This is a genomic window from Stutzerimonas stutzeri (genome assembly GCF_024448895.1).
Lineage (GTDB): Bacteria > Pseudomonadota > Gammaproteobacteria > Pseudomonadales > Pseudomonadaceae > Stutzerimonas > Stutzerimonas stutzeri_Q.
On record NZ_JAMOIC010000005.1, the window covers coordinates 279725 to 296840 of the forward strand.

A 17116-nucleotide genomic window follows, 5' to 3' on the forward strand; every position below is an offset into this window, starting at 1 on the left:
TCAGGCCTGTGCTTCGTTCAACTTGGCGCGGCGACGCTGACGCCACCAGCGCAGACCCGGCATCGCCAGCATCAGCGCAGCCATGGCCCAGAGTATCAGCGTGATCGGGCTGCCCCAGAGAATGCCCAGCTCGCCCGCCGAGATCGACAGAGCGCGGCGCAGGTTGTCTTCCATCATCTCGCCAAGAACGAAGCCGAGAATCAGTGACGACAACGGGAATTCCAGCTTGCGCAGCAGGTAACCGAACACCCCGAGGCCAACCATCAGCACCAGATCGAAGGTGGTGCTGTGCACCGAGTAGACGCCCACCACGCTGATCGCGGTGATTGCCGGCACCAGCACCCAGTTGGGCACGCTGAGCATCTTGGAGAACAGCCCGACCAGCGGGATGTTCATTACCAGCAGGATGACGTTGCCGATGAACAGCGAGGCGATCAGGCCCCACACAACGTCGGGCTGCTGTTCGAACAACAGCGGGCCGGGCGTGATGTTGTACAGCGTCAGCGCGCCGATCATTACCGCAGTGGTGCCCGAGCCCGGTACACCGAGGGTCAGCATGGGGATCAGCGAGCCGCAGGCAGAGGCGTTGTTGGCGGCTTCCGGAGCGGCCAGGCCACGCAGGTCGCCTTCGCCGAACTTACCGCTGTCGCCGGCCATGCGCTTTTCGCTCATGTAGGTCATGGCGCTTGCGATGGTCGCGCCGGCACCCGGCAGAGTACCGATGACGAAACCGGCCAGGGCGCTGCGCACCATGGTCCAGAAGGTGAAGCAGAACTCCTTGAAGTTGAACAGCAGACGTCCGCTGGCCTTGACCGCTTTCTGCCCACTGTGGGTCTTTTCCAGCATCAGCAGGACTTCACTGACGCTGAAGAAGCCGATCACCACGATGACGAACTGAATGCCGTCCGACAGGCTGACGCTGCCAAAGGTGAAGCGGTAGACGCCAGTGGTCGAGTCCACGCCCACGGTGGCGAGCCCGAGGCCGATCAATGCAGCCATCAGGGTTTTCACCGGTTTATCGCCGACCATGCCGCCGAGGCAGGCAATGGCGAAAATCATCAGCACGAAGTACTCCGCGGGGCCGAATGCGACGGCCCACTTCGCCAGCAGCGGGGCGAACAGCACGACGCCGCAGGTGGCGATGATGCTGCCCATGAACGAACTGACCGCCGAGAGCGACAGCGCGATGCCCGCCTTGCCCTGACGCGCCAGCGGGTAGCCGTCCAGGGTGGTCATGACCGCTGCAGCGTCGCCGGGGACGTTGAGAAGAATCGCCGAGATGCGTCCGCCGTATTCGCAACCCAGATAGACCGCCGCCAGCAGAATCAGCGCCGTTTCCGGCGGCAGACCAAGCGCAAACGCCAGCGGCAACAGCAGGGCCACACCGTTGATCGGGCCGAGACCCGGCAGCAGGCCTACGATGGTGCCGACAAAGGCACCGAACAGCGCCACCAGCAGGTTAGTCGGTCGCGTCGCGACATCGAAGCCCTGCCACAAGAAATTCAAGGTTTCCATTTTCAGCTCTCCAGCAAGCGCAGCACGCCGAGCGGCAGTGGTACGTCAAGCGACAGGTCAAACAGGCCGTAGAGCAACACGCCCATCAGCACGCCACTGATCAGACAGGGCACCAGGCGTCCGTTGAACAGCAGGCCCAGGGCGAACGTGGCCAGTGCAGTGGTGATCACGAAGCCGAGCACTTCGAACAGCAGCGAATAAGCCAACAGCACCAGCACGCAGAGCGCGGCGCGTCGGGCCATCGTCCAGTCGAACGCCGGTGTCGGATCGCCGTGTGGTTTGCAGAGCAGCCAGAGTGCGCCGCAGGCCATGAGGAACAGCAGCAGTAGCGGGTAAGCGCGCGGGCCGACCGGGTCGTAGGCAAAGGGAGCCTCGAAACCCCAGGCGAGCAGTGCGAGGCCGGCGCAGGCGAGCAGCCACACCGCGGCAAAGACACGAACGTACATGGTGGTTACCTCGGGAGGGGCCCGCTACGGCGTACTTCTGGAAGCCGCAGCGGGCAGGGCGTTACTTGACCAGGCCGAACTCGGCAGCGAGTGCCTTGTAATCGACGACCTGCTTGTTGACGAACTCCTTGAGCTCATCGCCCGTCATCGATAGAGGGAAGAGATCGCGCTGTTCGCGCAGCTTGGCGAAATCCTCATCGGCCAGCAGCGTGTCGAACTGGGTCTTCCACCAGTTGAAGTCCTCATCGCTGACTTCCGGGCCCATGTAGAAGCCGCGGATCACCGGCCAGCTGATGTCGTAGCCCTGTTCCTTTGCGGTCGGGATTTCGGACATCTTGCCCGGCAGACGATCATCGGACAGCACCGCGAGGATGCGGATCTTGCCGGCTTCGAGCTGGGGGGCGACTTCGCCCAGGCCGCTGCTGGTGACCTGAACGTGGCCGCCGAGCATGGCAGTGAGGGTTTCACCGCCGCCTTCGAAGGCGACATAACGAAGCTTTTTCGGATCCACGCCAGCGGCGCGGGCGATCAGCGCGGTCTGCATCCAGTCCTGGCCGCCGATGGTGGCGCCAGCGCCGAAGACCACGCTGCTGGGGTCTTTCTTGACTGCATCAATCAGGTCGTCGAGGTCCTGATAGGGCGCATCTTCGCGGACCGAGATGGCGCCGTAATCGGTGCCGATGCCTGCCAGCCAACGCACGTTGGTTTCGTCATAGCGACCAAACTTGCCTTGCGCCAGGTTCAGCAGCGAGCCGCTGGAGAACGCCGTGATGGTCGCCGGATCCGAGGCGCGCTGGGCGATCACCGCGTTGTAGGCCACTGCGCCCACGCCGCCGGGCATGTAGGTCACACGCATGGGCGACTTGAGCAGACCACCGTCTTTCAGGCCGCTCTGGGCCAGCTTGCAGGTCAGGTCGAAACCGCCGCCGGGCTTGGCGGGGGCGATGCACTCGGGGCGCTTGGGTTCGGCCATCAACTGACTGGAAAGCATCAGGCAGGTCGAGAGCAGGGCGAAACGACGCATTGCAGTTTTCATGTGTGTCTCCTTCTGTTTCTTATTGTGAGCGGCTTTACCAGATCGGCAGGCTGTAACTGACGATCAGGCGGTTTTCATCGGCATCGCGAGCAAAGTCGGAGCGAAACATGGCGTTGCGCATGCGCACGGCCACGTTCTTCAGCGGGCCGGTCTGCACCACGTACTTGAGTTCGATGTCGCGCTCCCACTCGCTGCCATTGCTGCCGCCGGCGTATTCGGCGTTGTCGCCGGAAACATAGCGGGTGAGAAAGGTCAGGCCGGGGATCCCAAGGGATGCGAAGTTGTAGTCGTAGCGCGCCTGCCAGGAACGTTCGTCGGCGTTGGCGAAATCGTTGATCTGCACGAAATTGACCAGATAGGGATTGCTGCCATCGACGTAAGCGTAGCCGGTGTCGCCGCGCATCTGCTGGTAGGCGAGGCTGAGCTTGTGGCCGCCGAGGCTGTAGCCGACCATGCCGTTCCAGGCCTGGTTGTCGATCTTGCCGGCGTTTGCTGCGCCGGTGTCGTCGCTGATCATCAGTCGCAGGTCGGCGGTCAACGCCGACTCTTCGCCGAGCGGGTGCGCCATCTGCAGATTGAAGAAATGCTGGCGATAGATGTCATCGAGCTCGGCAGCGTAGTAAGTGCCAGTGAGCTTTTCGCTGAAATCGTACCGGGCGCCGGCGAAGGTCAGATGGTCTGCTTCGGCGGCGCTGGAAAAGCGGCTGTTCTTGTTGTTCAGCTGCAGTTCCTGGGAATTGGTGGAGGCGCGGTCGATCACTTTGTCGAAGCGGCCACCGATCAGTGTGAGGCTTTCGATGTCCCGCGAAGTCAGCGTGCTTCCCTCGAATAACTGCGGCAATGTACGGCTATCACTCGCAGTGACAATCGGCATTTCCGGGAGATGCGTGCCGAAGCGCAGCTCGGTTTCGGAGATTCTGGTTTTAGCGGTCAGCCCGAGACGGCTGAATTCATCCGGCGTGCCGCCATCATCCTGGACCGGAAGCAGGTCAGTGCCTGCGCGGCCGCCACCCGAGTCCAGCTTGACGCCGAGCATGCCAATGGCATCGAGACCAAAGCCCACGGTGCCTTCAGTGAAACCGGATTCGATATTGAGCAGAAAACCCTGGGACCATTCTTCGCGTTTGGATTGGCCGTCGCCTTCGCGGAAATCGCGATTGAGGTAGATGTTCTGGGTTTGCAGGGTCGCGCTGCTGTCTTCGATGAAATCAGCCTGGGCCAAGGGCGCCAGCGAGGCAGCTGCGATTGCTAAGGCAAGACGAGCATGTGCAGGGTTGGTTCTGACGGCAGTCAGCATCCTAGAATCTCCACTATTGTTTTTGTTGTGACGGCCATGGGCCGTATAGGTGGATCTAGCCACCTGAGACCGATCCTAGGCGGCGAAACTTTCAGCAGGCTTTCAGCCTTGAAAGCAGCGCCTGGCGCGCCTTGCCGCTACACTGGCGGCCCGTTCCGTATGTGGCAGAGGACAGGCAATGCGGATTCTTCTGGTCGAGGACCATCCCCAACTGGCTGAAAGCGTGGCGCAGGCGCTACGCGCCAGCGGATGGACCGTGGACCTGCTCAATGACGGCGTTGCGGCGGACCTGGCGCTCTCCACCGAGGACTACGCGCTGGCGATTCTCGATGTGGGCCTGCCCAGGCTCGACGGCTTTCAGGTGCTGGCGCGCCTGCGCGAACGGGGGAAGACGCTGCCCGTACTGATGCTCACGGCGCGCAGCGATGTCACCGATCGGGTGCATGGCCTGAATCTGGGCGCGGACGATTATCTGGCAAAACCCTTCGAGCTCTCGGAGCTGGAGGCGCGGGTCAAGGCATTGCTGCGGCGCAGCGTGGCGGCGGGCGAGCGTCAGCAGAGCTGCGGTCCACTGGTCTATGACCTGGACGCGCGGCGCTTCAGTCTCGACCGGCAAGCGCTGAGCCTGACCTCTCGCGAGCAGGGCGTGCTGGAGGCGCTGATCACCCGGCCCGGACGGGTGATGAGCAAGGATCAGCTGGCAGCTCAGGTATTTGGCCTGGACGAGGATGCCAGTGCCGATGCCATCGAGATCTACGTACATCGTCTGCGCAAGAAACTCGAAGGCAGCGCCGTGCGCATCGTGACCTTCCGAGGACTCGGCTATCTACTGGAGAGCATGGATGCCTGACGAGGCTCCGCGCGCCGGCAGTCTGCGTGCCGGGCTGCTGCTTCGGTTGGCGGTGCTGCTGGCGCTGTTGCTGCTTTTCAGCGGCTGGAGCGCCTATTGGAACGGCCGCGCCGCCGCTGACACCGCTTACGACCGTACCTTGCTGGCCTCGGCCCGCGCCATTGCCGATGGCCTGGTCGCCAATGACGGCCAGCTGCGTGCCAACGTGCCCTACGTCGCGCTGGACACCTTTGCCTACGACAGCGCTGGACGAATCTACTATCAGGTGCTCGATACCGAAGGCCTGCTTGTCAGCGGCTACGAGGCTCTGCCGGCACCAGGGCCGAAGGTCCTGCGCACCGATGACTATCCGGCGCTGGCGCGCTTCTACGACGGTGAGTTCAAGGGGGAGGGCGTGCGGCTGGTCAGCCTGCTGCAGCCGGTCAGCGAGCCGGAGCTCACTGGCATCGCCGAGATTCGCGTCGCCGAAACGCTGGGCGCGCGTGAACGCATGGCCCGCAGTCTGCTGGTGGATACGCTATGGCGGGTCGGTCTGCTGGCGGTCGCTGCGCTGGTTCTTGTGTGGCTGGCGGTCAGCGCGGCACTGCGGCCCTTGGGCAAGCTCAGCGAGGCGGTCGAGTTGCGCCAGACGGACGATCTTCGTCCGCTGCCAATGGTCACGGTACAGCGCGAACTCAAGCCCCTGGTGGCGGCGCTCAATCACTTCACCGAGCGGCTGCGCGCGCAGTTCGAACGTCAGGCGCAGTTCATTGCCGACGCCGCGCATGAGCTGCGTACGCCACTGGCGGCGCTCAAGGCGCGAATCGAGCTTGGCCTGCGCGAGCAGCAACCGCAGCGCTGGCAGGAAACCCTTGAGGAAGCCGAGGCGCACACCGATCGGGTGATCCATCTGGCCAACCAGCTGTTGTCACTGGCGCGTATCGAAAGTGGCGCGCAGTCGATCGCCGAAGGTGGTGCACAGCGCCTCGACCTCAGCCAGCTGGCCCGCGAGCTGGGCCTGGCCATGGCGGCGCTCGCCTACAAACGGGGTGTTGCGCTGGCGCTCGAAGCAGACGAGCCGGTGTGGATCGACGGCGAACCGACCCTGCTCAGCGAGCTGCTGAGCAATCTGCTGGACAACGCGCTGGCTCACACGCCCAGCGGCGGCAATGTGGTCCTGCGGGTCAGGCAGGAGGGCGTGCTGGAAGTCGAAGACGACGGGCCGGGCATTGCCCCGCAGGAGCGTGAAAAAGTCTTCGCGCGCTTCTACCGGGTGCAGCAGCAAGGGCAGGGTGCGGGGCTCGGCCTCGCCATCGTCGGTGAAATCAGCCGCGCCCATCGGGCTACCATCGAACTCGATCAGGGCGAGTCGGGTGGCTTGCTGGTCAAGGTGCGGTTCCCGGCCTTAGCCGCAAACTCAGCTGTCTGAACGCTCCATGGCCTGAAGTGGCTCGGCAACTACTACCTGGTTACGCCCGTTGTGCTTGGCTTGGTAGAGCGCCGCATCGGCAGCCGCAAGCAGTTGCGCCGGCGTACGTTGGGCCGGCGGCTGCAGGGTCGCCACGCCGATGCTGATGGTCAGCTGAAGCCGGGTTTCACCACAGCGCGGTTGCAGCGCCGCCACGGCGGCGCGGATGCGTTCGGCCTGTTCGGCGGCCTCGGTAGCATCTATGCCCGGCAGCGTGATGACGAACTCTTCACCACCGTAACGGGCCACCACATCGCCGGCGCGCTGGCCATGGTGCTTGAGGGTGTCGGCAACCAGACGCAGGCATTCATCGCCGAACGGATGGCCGTAGGTGTCGTTGACGCGCTTGAAGTGGTCGATGTCCAGCAGCAGCACCGAAAGCGGCATCTCGATACGCTGCGCGCGGCGGATCTCCTCGTCGATCATCACGTCGAAATGACCTCGGTTGGATAATTGCGTCAGGGCGTCGGTAATGCTGAGGCGGGTGAGCTGCTCATTGACCATCTCCAGACCTCGCTTGGCATCCTCCAGCGCCCGGGTGCGTTCGTACACGCGCGCTTCGAGCGCCTCATTGGCCCGCATCTGCACATCGAGGGCCTGCTGCTGCGCCTGCAGTCGCGACTCACGTTCGATGGCCAGCGCCTCGGAGGCGTGCAGCACGCTTTGCTGCGCGAGGATGCGGCGTTCGCGCTCCACGTTGATGCGCTGGGCCAGCGCCATAGAAAGCAGCACGAACTCGGCAAACATGCCAATCAGCTGGCCATACAAAGTCAAGGTATTCAGCGGCAGCACGCCTTCAAGTGCAAGCAGATGTGCGATGGTTGCGATCAGCAGCGTCGACCAGGCGATAGCGAACAAGCGCGCCGAGGGGTTACCCCGGAGCCACAGGCTGATGACCGCCGCCATGGTCAGAACGCAATGAACCAGCGCCATCGTTTCGCTGGCGAGATAACGCGTGAGTGTCGGGGCGAGCAGGATGAGCATGATCGCCGTCGCCCAGTACACCATCAACACCCAGGTCACCAGCCAGACCCAGCCACCATAACGACGGATGCTCAGGAAGCGTGTTGCGAACACCAGTGGAGTAAAGAAACACAGCGCAGCGGAAAGGCCATAGAAGCGCCGGGCGATGAGTGTTTCCGGCCACAAGAACAACTGGCCGAACCCGGTGATCGCCACAACATAAAACAGGGCGCTGAGTAGATAGAGAACGTAGAGCAGATAGCTCAGGTCGCGGGTAAACACGAACAGGCTGCTGTTATAGAGCAGGATCACCAGCATGCCTCCAAAGAACAGGCTGATCATCGCCACGTCCTTGATCTTGCCGGCAACGAAGCCTGGTTCGTCGGATATGACCAGCGGCACCGCCATCATGCCCCAGGTTTGCAGGTGCATGTACACCACTGCGTGTTCGCCGGCCTTCACCTCCAGTGGGAACACCAGATTCAGATCCGCTACGGGCTGTTCACGCATCGGCACGTGATCTCCGGCGCGCATCAATGGCCCCCATTCATCTTCGGCAGGGAAGAACAGCCGTAGCTGCACCTCGTCAAGGACAGGCCACTTCAGGCTCAGGAACCAGCGGTCGTCACCGGTGTTATCGCGATCGACAGCGAAGCGCAACCACACGCCTTCCTTCTGCTTTCCCAGATTCGGTTTTTGCAAGGGTTGCCATGACCAGTTGGCGTTGTGCGCCGTCTCGAAATCGGCGTCACGGTGGCCGGGCACCCATTCGATGGTGCCAGCCTTGAGGGCTGCGCGTCCCTCATGGACCATGCTGGGCGCAATTGCCGCGATCGCCTGATTCGAGATCAAGCCGGCAAGTGCGCTGAGCAGGCAAAAGAGCAGGAGCAGGCGTGATCGCATCAAGCGCAAAGTCTCATCTTGCGACCCCGCCGCTACGCTAGGCGGGCGTGAGGGTCTAGCAGTGGTAATGGCCTTCAAAAGATACGGCTAATGTCGCTTTGATACCACCGCCAGACCTGCCAAAGGCTTGTCCACCTATCGGAACGGACGCAAGAACTATAGCCCCGCCTATCCGCGTCGCCGTGTCCAGAATTGTTGAACCAGCATTTCCATGCTGTCAGCCAACTGAGCAACACCCGTAGCAGTTTCCCGGCCGCGCAGGCCTCGTTCCACATGTTGGTCAGAGCCACTGCGAATGCTCACAATATTCTGATTAATGTTTTCGCTCACGGCACTTTGCTCTTCGACGGCCGATGCGATCTGCAGGCTCATATCACTAATCTCGTTCACCCGATTGTTGATGCCCTGAAGTGAACGAGCTGCTTGCTCGGCCTGCTCGACGCTTTCCATCGCTTGTTCACGACTGCGCTGCATTACCTGCACTGCCTGCCGTGCGCCGCCTTGCAGGGCTGCGATCATCGCATTGATTTCCTGGGTCGACTGCTGGGTGCGCGATGCCAAGCTGCGAACCTCGTCCGCGACCACAGCGAAACCTCGGCCTTGTTCGCCAGCCCGGGCCGCCTCGATGGCGGCGTTGAGTGCCAACAGGTTGGTCTGCTCGGCGATGCCGCGAATGACGTCCAGAACCTTGGTGATGTCTTTGCTGTGTGCCTCCAGTTCGTGAATGACGTCCCCGGCCTGCTGAATGTCCTGAGCCAGTCGGCCGATGGCCACGCCGGTGCGGTTGACTACATCAGTACCCGTCGCCGCTTCGCTATTGGCTCGGCTGGCCGCTTCGGCGGTGCGCTGGGCGTTGCTGGCGACTTCCTGGATGCTCATTGCCATTTGATTGATAGCCGTCGCCACCTGATCGGTTTCGCTCTGCTGGCGGGATGCGCTTTGCGCGCTGCTATCCATGGCACCTACGAGCTCGCGGGCATGCAGGCTCAACTGACGAGAGGCATCCCCGATTCGTCCGACCATAGCCCCCGCTTCGGTTTCGAGCAGCTTCATAGCGAAGCTTATCTGCCCGAACTCATCGCGGCGGCCGGTGTAGACCAGTTGGCCAACCGCATCGTTGCCCACCTGGCGCGCCTGTTCAGCAAGACGCTGCAACGGTGCCAGTGCCATCCAAGCAAGACTGCCGGCGCCTAATGCAGCCGCCGCCGCAGTCGCTAACGTAACCACCAAGCCTGCTCCACCCAACAGCCCGCCCGCGACAACAAAGGGCACGGTGCCCAGCGCCGCGAGCAGGGCCACCCGGCTGCGCACGGTGAAGGGTGCCCGACGCAGTGCAGCGGGAGGGCGTTTTTCCTTCAGTTGCGCGTACAACTTCTCGGCCGCGGCTACCTGAGCGGCCTGAGGTTTGGTCCGTACCGATTGATATTCGACCACTTTTCCGTTGCGGCTGATGGGCGTGACGAAAGCGCTGACCCAGTAGTGGTCGCCATTCTTGCAACGGTTTTTCACCATGCCCATCCACGATTTGCCGGCGCGAACGCTGGACCACAAATCACCGAATGCTTCGGGCGGCATTTCAGGGTGGCGGACTATGTTGTGGTGCTGACCCAGCAGTTCGTTCTCTTCGAAACCGCTGATCTTTATAAAGTCGGGGTTTACGTAGGTGATGTCGCCGTTGAGGTCGGTGGTGGACAGTATGTTGGCTGTCTCACTGAATGAGACGTCGCGTCCGGTAATCGGGAGGTTCAGGCGCATGGTGGGTTTCTCGGGTCTACATGAATGTGTCGCCACGGACGTCTTGACCGATACCCAGGCGGGCGCATCGCGCATTCCCTGCCACTCACCTCGCGATGAATCCACGGACTTCCAAACGGTTCCTATCTTTCTTGGTCGTGTAAAGCCCGTACAAAAAACCGGGTGATGGCTCTGTGCCATGCGCGGATCTTATACGTTAAATCGTGCTTGTACAGTTATTTGTACAGTTTCTGTATAGGTATCCGGGATTTGTTCCCAGCGCGAGTAACACTCAGCCTTCAGATAGGTCTGATCCGGAGAATCACAATCAGATGATGAGCCTCGAGTTGCGGTCCAAGCTGTTACCGACGCAGCGGCCTGCTAGACTCCGGACTTCTCGTCAGGCTCACGAGGTCGGCGGGGCAAATTCCAAAACAACCAATAAAGGAGTGAATCCATGAAAGGCAAATCCTTGGCATGGATATTTTCCGCCGCATTGGCGGGGACTGGTCTGAGCGGTGTGGCTCAGGCGCAAGAGAAATTCGTGACCATCGGTACCGGTGGTCAGACTGGCGTTTACTACGTAGCCGGTCAGTCGATCTGCCGTTTCGTCAACCGTAACGCCGAGGATCTGAAGTGCAACGCTCCGGCAAGCGGCGGCGGCGTGGCGAACGTGAACGGTCTGCGCAGCGGTGAGTTCAACTTCGGCATCATGCAGTCCGATCACCAGTACAAGGCGATGGAAGGTGTGGCTCCTTTCGAGAGCGAAGGCAAAATGGACGACATCCGTGCCGTCTTCTCGCTGCAGAGCGAAGTCTTCACAGTCCTGGCGCGCCGTGACGCCAACATCAAGGGTCTGGATGACCTCAAGGGCAAGCGCGTCAACATCGGCAATCCAGGTTCCGGTCAGCGCGACACCCTCGAAGAAATTATGAAGGAAAAAGGCTGGGACAAGTCGGCCTTCAGCCTCGCTGCTGAACTCAAGCCGGCCGAACAGGCCAGCGCGCTGGGCGACAACAACATCGATGCCATGACCTACTTCGTCGGTCATCCCAATGGCGCGATTCAGGAAGCCACCACCACTGTAGATGCCGTTCTGGTGCCAATCACCGGGCCGGAAATCGACAAGCTGCTGGCCGACAAGACCTATTACACCAAGGCTGAAATCCCTGGCGGTCTGTACAAGGGCAACGACAATGCCACGCAGTCCATCGGTGGCAAGGCGGTTCTGTCGACTACTGCCAAGGTTGATGCCGAAGTGGTCTACCAGCTGGTGAAGTCAGTATTCGAGAACATCGAGCGCTTCCAGCGTCTGCACCCTGCGTTCAAGGACCTGAAGCCGGAAGACATGATCAAGGTAGGTCTGTCGGCCCCGTTGCATGAAGGTGCCGAGCGCTACTACAAGGAACGTGGCTGGATGTAACGGCCAGCTCGCCCGCTCCTCTCGAGTGGCGGGCCTGCCGTCCGCGGCTTTCGTCTGAAAACCCGTGCGCCTCGCGCCACGGGTTTTCGCGGTTCCGTTACCTGAAAAAACAGGCCACATTTCATGCAAGACAAAGAACTGTCCACTGAAGAGCTAATCGCCCAGGACGTTGGCGCACGTACGCCCGTCGGTACGATGTCCGCGGTGATTGCCGGACTCGCCCTGCTCTGGTCGCTGTTCCAGCTGTGGATCGCCTCGCCGCTGCCTTTCGTGTTGGGTTTCGGCGTACTGAATGACACTGAAACACGCTCTATTCACCTGGCTTTTGCGCTGTTGCTGGCGTTTCTGGCCTACCCCGCATTCAAGAAATCACCCAGAGACCGCGTTCCCCTGGTCGATATCGCTCTGGGCCTGGTAGCAGCTTCTACGGCGGCCTATCTCTTCATTGTGTATGAGCAGCTGGCGCAGCGCCCCGGCAACCTGACCACCATGGATCTGGTTACCGCCTGTATCGGTATTCCGCTACTGCTCGAGGCCACGCGTCGCGCGTTGGGCCCGCCACTGGCGATCATCGCGCTGGTGTTCCTGGCATATAGCGTCGCCGGCCCCTGGATGCCTGGGCTGCTGGCTCACCGCGGCGTCAGTTTCACGGCATTGGCCAACCACCAGTGGATCACCACCGAAGGCGTGTTCGGTATTGCCCTGGGTGTTTCCACCAGCTTCGTTTTCCTCTTCGTTCTGTTCGGCGCGCTGCTTGAACGCGCAGGCGCGGGGCACTATTTCATTCAGCTGGCTTTCAGCATGCTCGGGCATTTCCGCGGCGGTCCTGCCAAGGCAGCGGTGGTGGCGTCCGGGATGACCGGCCTGATTTCCGGTTCATCGATTGCCAACGTGGTAACCACCGGTACCTTCACCATCCCGATGATGAAACGCACCGGGTTCTCTGCCGAAAAGGCGGGCGCCGTTGAAGTGGCTTCGTCGGTCAACGGGCAAATCATGCCGCCAGTGATGGGCGCCGCGGCGTTCCTCATGGTCGAGTACGTAGGCATTCCCTACGTCGAGGTGATCAAACACGCTTTTCTGCCAGCACTGATCTCCTATATCGCCTTGCTTTATATCGTCCACCTCGAGTCACTCAAACTCGGTCTCAAGGGATTACCGCGCGCGAATGTGGCCAAGCCATGGATGCAGCGATTGATCGGTTTCGCATTCGGCGCCGCGCTGATTTCCGGCCTGTCGCTGGGTGTCTATTACGGCCTGGGCTGGCTGAAACCGGCGCTCGGTGATGCCGCGTTGTGGGTGATCGGAGCGTTGCTGGCGCTGGTGTATCTGGGCCTGCTGAAGATTGCCGCGAGCAATCCGGTGCTGCCGATGGAAGACCCCGATGCACCGCTTGAGAAGCTGCCAGAAACGCGCCCCGTGCTGCTTTCAGGGCTGCATTTCCTGCTGCCGGTCGTGGTGCTGGTCTGGTGCCTGATGATTGAGCGCCTGTCACCGGGCCTTTCGGCATTCTGGGGCTCGGTGATGCTGGTCATCATCCTGCTTACCCAGCGGCCATTGCTGTCGATGCTGCGCAAGGACGGTACCCATCAGCACGGCACGTTCAAGGACGGCGTTATCGATCTGCGCGAAGGCTTGATCGCCGGCGCGCGCAACATGATAGGCATCGGCATTGCCACCGCGGCTGCGGGCATCATCGTCGGTGCGGTTTCGCAGACGGGTGTTGGCCTTGTACTGGCGGATCTGGTCGAGCTGCTCTCGATGGGCAACCTGCTGCTGATGCTGCTGCTTACCGCGTTCCTCAGCCTGATCCTCGGGATGGGTCTGCCGACCACCGCGAACTACATCGTGGTGTCCAGCTTGCTGGCGCCGGTGATCGTCGCGCTGGGGCAGCAGAACGGCCTGATCGTGCCGTTGATTGCCGTGCACTTGTTCGTCTTTTACTTCGGCATCATGGCCGACGTCACGCCACCGGTGGGGCTCGCGTCCTTTGCCGCGGCGGCCGTGTCCAAGGGCGATCCGATCAAGACCGGTATCACGGCGTTCTACTACAGCCTGCGAACAGCCGCATTGCCGTTCCTCTTCATCTTCAACACCGATCTGTTGTTGATCGACGTGGATTTCTGGCACGGCGTGCTGATCTTCATCGTGGCGACCATTGCCATGCTGATTTTCGCCGCAGGCACCCAGGGCTACTTCCTGGTGCGCAGTCGCTGGTACGAAAGCCTGTTGATGCTGCTGGTGGCCTTCACCCTGTTCCGCCCAGGTTTCTGGATGGACATGGTCCACGACCCGTATCGCGACATCGAGCCGACCGAGCTGGTGCAGGCGCTGGGCGATGTGGAGGAAGACAGCCAACTGCGCTTGCGCGTGATGGGCGAAAACGAAGTTGGCGATACGCGTGAGTTTGTCGTCCTGCTGGCCATTCCGGATGGCGAAAGCGGTGAGGAAAAGCTGGAGAAGATCGGCCTGATGACCTATGAGGAAGGCGGCAAGATCCTGATCGACAGCGTGACCTTTGGCAGCCCTGCTGCCGAGGCGGGCCTTGAGTTCGACCAGGAAATCCTTCGCGTCCGCGCGCCGACGGATCGCTGGCCGAAGGAATTTATGTGGATTCCGGGCTTCCTGCTGTTTGGCTTGATCTACTGGATGCAGCGTCGCCGCCGCATCAAAAGCTGATCTGTCAGCCTGATTAAAGCCCCGTTGGTGCCTCGCACCACCGGGGCTTTTTTTTTGCGACCGGTCTGGGGAGATGACCGGCAGAGTTGAAGTGGAAGTCGGTCAGGCCGGCTTGCCGGGCGCCAGCTGCTGCTGTTTGATTCGTGATTCACGCTCTGCATGGCTCTCGCCGGTGCGGGTCTTTGCGCTGCCTGTGCCTTCCAGCGCCGGATAGGCCGCACTGCAGAACAGCGAATTCAGACGCTTCATGTCGGCGATCAGCTCCAGATGCGCAGCGCTGGTCTCGATGCTCTCTACCACTTGCTGATGGAGCCGATGCACATGGGCATGGGCCAGCTCACGTTCGCGCTTGCGGAACTGGCGCTTCTGCTGGAGCAGCTGGCGCGCGCTGTGCGAGTCACCTGACAGGAACACCGACAACCCCAGGCTGAGGTTGGCGCTAAGCAAGCCGTGCAGCTGGCTGAGTTCGTCCAGCCCACTGTCGGAGAAGGAACGACGCTTGGATATCTTCAGGTTCTGCACCTTGCCCAGCATGTGCTCGATGATGTCGCCGGCCTGCTCCAGATTGATCGCCAGTTCGATGATTTCCGCCCAGCGCCGGCTTTCCTGCTCGGCCAGGTCCTCGCGAGGCATTCGCGCCAGGTAGAGCTTCACGCCGCTGTAGAGCGCATCGACGTCGTCGTCCAGCCGGCGAATCTCCTCACCCGGTTCTGACCGATCCTCGCGCAGCGCTTCGAGTAGCCGCGCCAGCATGGTTTCCACCAGATCGCCGATGCGCAGGGTTTCGCGTGTGGCATTGGCGAGTGCCAGCGTCGGAGTATCCAGTGCGGTGGGGTCGAGATGTCGAGGTTGTGCAATGCCGTTATCGACTACCCGCTCTGGCAACAGGCGCTCGCAGAGCGTGGCCATCAGGCTGACCGTGGGCAGCAGGATCAGACAGCGCAACGAGTTGTATGCCAGATGAAAGGCAATTACCTGCGTTTGCGCGCTATAGCCGAACGTACCCATCCATTCCACCAGCATCGGCAGGAAGGGCAGGGCCACCAGCCCGGCGAGCTTGTAGAGCAGATTGCCCAGCGCTACCCGGCGTGCAGGGATGGGTTGCGGCGTTGCATTGAGCCACGCCAGCAGGCCGCTGCCGACGTTCGCGCCGATGACCAGACCGAGCGCAACCGGCAGGCTGATCAGGCCTGCGCTGGCCAGGGTCGCGGTGAGCAGCACGGCCGCAAGGCTTGAGTAAGACAGCACTGCGAACAGCGCACCGACCAGCACCGCCAGCAAGGTATCGCCGGTCAGAGAGGAAAACAGCACGCGCATGCCGCGGGCTTCGGTGATGGGTTCGGCAGCGGCGACGATCAACTGCAGCGCCAGGATGATCAGGCCGAGACCGATCAGCACACGTCCCAGCTGTCCGGCACGGGTCTGCTTGCGTGAGAGGAACAGGCAGACGCCGACCAGGGTGAACAGCGGCGACAGCCACGACAGGTCGAGCGTCAGTACCCTCGCCATCAGCGCTGTACCGACATCGGCGCCCAGCATGATCGCCAGTGCCGTGGGCAATGCCATAAGCCCCTGGGCGACGAAGGAAATGGCCAGCAGGGCAGTAGCGTTACTGCTCTGCACCAGCGCTGTCACGCCGATGCCCGCGCTGAACGCCACTGGCGCGTTGGCCATGCTGTGGCCCAGCAGCCGCCGCAAGTGCGAGCCGTACACCCGCATGATTCCGGTGCGCACGATGTGCGTGCCCCAGACCAGCAGCGCGATGGAAGACAGCAAATGCAATAACGTCAGCATCAGGCAGGCCTCCGGCTCGGGATCAACGGGCACAGCTATCCTCGCCAGGGGCGGCAGGTGAACTGTGGGTTATCCGGTTGACCATGGACGTGGCCCGGCCGTTCACGAGATTGTCATGAACGGCTGCGCTTGTATCAGTTCGGCGAGTAGTAGCCGACACCGAGCAGCACATCGTCGACCCGGCGGATCAACGAGTGTTTCTTCTCCACTGCGTTGGTGGCCGGATTGCGCCAGACGTAGTCGACCGTCCCGATGCCCTTGTCCTTGGCCAGCGCGATCATCTGCTTGAACAGCGGCGTGCCGGCGGCATCGGTGATCTCACGTACATCGACGCCGACCAGATTGGGCGAGGCGCCGCTGGCGCGATACTTGCCATCCTCCAGGCCGATGGCAAAAACGTATTCGTCGTTCATCACGAAGCCGCCCTGGGGATCGTTGAACGCCTTGAACGCCGCCTCGTCGCCTGATTTTTTAATCAGCGCCACGGCTTCATCGAGCATCTTCTGCGCATGCTCGGCGGACGAGCGCGGTATGTAATAGCCCACTGCCAGAATCTGCTCGCCAACCTTGCGGTACAGGCTGGTCTTGCTCTCGACCTTGTTGTCCACCGGATTCAGCCAGTGGTACTGCACCTGACCGCTGTCGGCAGCTTGAGCGCCTTCGACGATCTGCCGGATGAAGGGCTTGCCCGATGCGTCCTTCAGGTCCATCACGTTCAGCCCAACCAGCGCTCGCGAGGCGCCATTGCTTGCAAGCATGGCGCCGTCCAGATCCAGCACGAAGACGTAGTGCTGACCATCGACAAAGTCGCCGTTGCGGTCGTTGAAGGCGGACAGGGACTGGTCCGGCCCGTTGGCCTGCAGATGTGCGACCGCACGCTCAAGCAGGGTGCTCACCTGGCGAGCATGGGTGCGCTCCACCGAGCCTTTGGCCGTTGCGCCGTCGGTGGCTGCAAACGTAAGCGGGCTCGCGCAGAGCGCCGCGCCTAGCATGAGAATCAGCAGGTTCCGGTTATCAAGTTTCATCGAG

12 protein-coding genes are annotated in these 17116 nt (G+C 61.8%); 4 read left to right on the top strand and 8 right to left on the bottom strand.

Annotation, left to right across the window (positions count from 1 at the left end; translation table 11 throughout):
- The 4 genes from NA619_RS08675 to NA619_RS08690 form a co-directional block, all read right to left on the bottom strand.
- A complete protein-coding gene (locus NA619_RS08675) occupies positions 1-1515 on the bottom strand; it encodes a tripartite tricarboxylate transporter permease (RefSeq protein WP_255961436.1) in 1515 nt (504 codons plus the stop codon).
- Positions 1516-1517: 2 nt separating this feature from the next.
- Positions 1518-1961: a tripartite tricarboxylate transporter TctB family protein gene (locus tag NA619_RS08680; RefSeq protein WP_255961438.1), complete on the bottom strand. Its 444-nt coding sequence runs from the start codon at positions 1959-1961 to the stop codon at positions 1518-1520.
- A 61-nt stretch (positions 1962-2022) separates the two neighbouring features.
- On the bottom strand, positions 2023-2997 hold the full coding sequence (locus NA619_RS08685) for a Bug family tripartite tricarboxylate transporter substrate binding protein (protein WP_255961440.1): 975 nt from the start codon (positions 2995-2997) through the stop codon (positions 2023-2025).
- Positions 2998-3031: 34 nt separating this feature from the next.
- A complete protein-coding gene (locus tag NA619_RS08690; protein ID WP_255961442.1) occupies positions 3032-4294 on the bottom strand; it encodes an OprD family porin in 1263 nt (420 codons plus the stop codon).
- Between the two features lie 178 nt (positions 4295-4472).
- On the opposite strand from NA619_RS08690, the gene NA619_RS08695 reads away from it, so the two are divergent.
- Together NA619_RS08695 and NA619_RS08700 are read left to right on the top strand one after the other, a co-directional pair.
- Positions 4473-5144, top strand: a complete 672-nt coding sequence (locus NA619_RS08695) for a response regulator (protein WP_255961449.1) — start codon at positions 4473-4475, stop codon at positions 5142-5144.
- Positions 5137-6552, top strand: a complete 1416-nt coding sequence (locus tag NA619_RS08700; protein WP_255961451.1) for a sensor histidine kinase — start codon at positions 5137-5139, stop codon at positions 6550-6552. The genes NA619_RS08695 and NA619_RS08700 overlap by 8 nt, the downstream gene beginning before the upstream one ends.
- On the opposite strand, the gene NA619_RS08705 is transcribed toward NA619_RS08700, so the two are convergent.
- On the bottom strand, positions 6541-8460 hold the full coding sequence (locus tag NA619_RS08705) for a sensor domain-containing diguanylate cyclase (RefSeq protein ID WP_423836814.1): 1920 nt from the start codon (positions 8458-8460) through the stop codon (positions 6541-6543). The genes NA619_RS08700 and NA619_RS08705 overlap by 12 nt on opposite strands.
- 165 nt (positions 8461-8625) lie before the next feature.
- Positions 8626-10212, bottom strand: coding sequence for a methyl-accepting chemotaxis protein (locus NA619_RS08710; protein WP_255961454.1), 1587 nt, complete (start codon positions 10210-10212; stop codon positions 8626-8628).
- A 436-nt stretch (positions 10213-10648) separates the two neighbouring features.
- Between NA619_RS08710 and NA619_RS08715 the strand changes: the two genes are divergently transcribed.
- A complete protein-coding gene (locus tag NA619_RS08715; protein ID WP_255961455.1) occupies positions 10649-11614 on the top strand; it encodes a TAXI family TRAP transporter solute-binding subunit in 966 nt (321 codons plus the stop codon).
- A 123-nt stretch (positions 11615-11737) separates the two neighbouring features.
- Entirely contained in the window at positions 11738-14293 is a 2556-nt protein-coding gene (locus NA619_RS08720; RefSeq protein WP_255961456.1) for a TRAP transporter permease, read from the top strand.
- A 102-nt stretch (positions 14294-14395) separates the two neighbouring features.
- Here the strand turns inward: NA619_RS08720 and NA619_RS08725 are convergent, their stop codons facing one another.
- Positions 14396-16087 (bottom strand): Na/Pi cotransporter family protein, encoded by a 1692-nt coding sequence (locus tag NA619_RS08725; RefSeq protein ID WP_255961457.1) that lies wholly within the window; start codon positions 16085-16087, stop codon positions 14396-14398.
- 134 nt (positions 16088-16221) lie between these two features.
- Positions 16222-17112, bottom strand: coding sequence for a cache domain-containing protein (locus NA619_RS08730; protein WP_255961458.1), 891 nt, complete (start codon positions 17110-17112; stop codon positions 16222-16224).
- Between the last annotated feature and the right edge of the window lie 4 nt (positions 17113-17116).

Coding starts and splice junctions, on each gene's coding strand:
- NA619_RS08695 (WP_255961449.1), top strand. CDS start 4,473: ATGCGGATTCTTCTGGTCGAGGACCATCCCCAACTGGCTGAAAGCGTG.
- NA619_RS08680 (WP_255961438.1), bottom strand. CDS start 1,961: ATGTACGTTCGTGTCTTTGCCGCGGTGTGGCTGCTCGCCTGCGCCGGC.
- NA619_RS08690 (WP_255961442.1), bottom strand. CDS start 4,294: ATGCTGACTGCCGTCAGAACCAACCCTGCACATGCTCGTCTTGCCTTA.
- NA619_RS08710 (WP_255961454.1), bottom strand. CDS start 10,212: ATGCGCCTGAACCTCCCGATTACCGGACGCGACGTCTCATTCAGTGAG.
- NA619_RS08720 (WP_255961456.1), top strand. CDS start 11,738: ATGCAAGACAAAGAACTGTCCACTGAAGAGCTAATCGCCCAGGACGTT.
- NA619_RS08715 (WP_255961455.1), top strand. CDS start 10,649: ATGAAAGGCAAATCCTTGGCATGGATATTTTCCGCCGCATTGGCGGGG.
- NA619_RS08700 (WP_255961451.1), top strand. CDS start 5,137: ATGCCTGACGAGGCTCCGCGCGCCGGCAGTCTGCGTGCCGGGCTGCTG.
- NA619_RS08725 (WP_255961457.1), bottom strand. CDS start 16,087: ATGCTGACGTTATTGCATTTGCTGTCTTCCATCGCGCTGCTGGTCTGG.
- NA619_RS08730 (WP_255961458.1), bottom strand. CDS start 17,112: ATGAAACTTGATAACCGGAACCTGCTGATTCTCATGCTAGGCGCGGCG.
- NA619_RS08675 (WP_255961436.1), bottom strand. CDS start 1,515: ATGGAAACCTTGAATTTCTTGTGGCAGGGCTTCGATGTCGCGACGCGA.
- NA619_RS08685 (WP_255961440.1), bottom strand. CDS start 2,997: ATGAAAACTGCAATGCGTCGTTTCGCCCTGCTCTCGACCTGCCTGATG.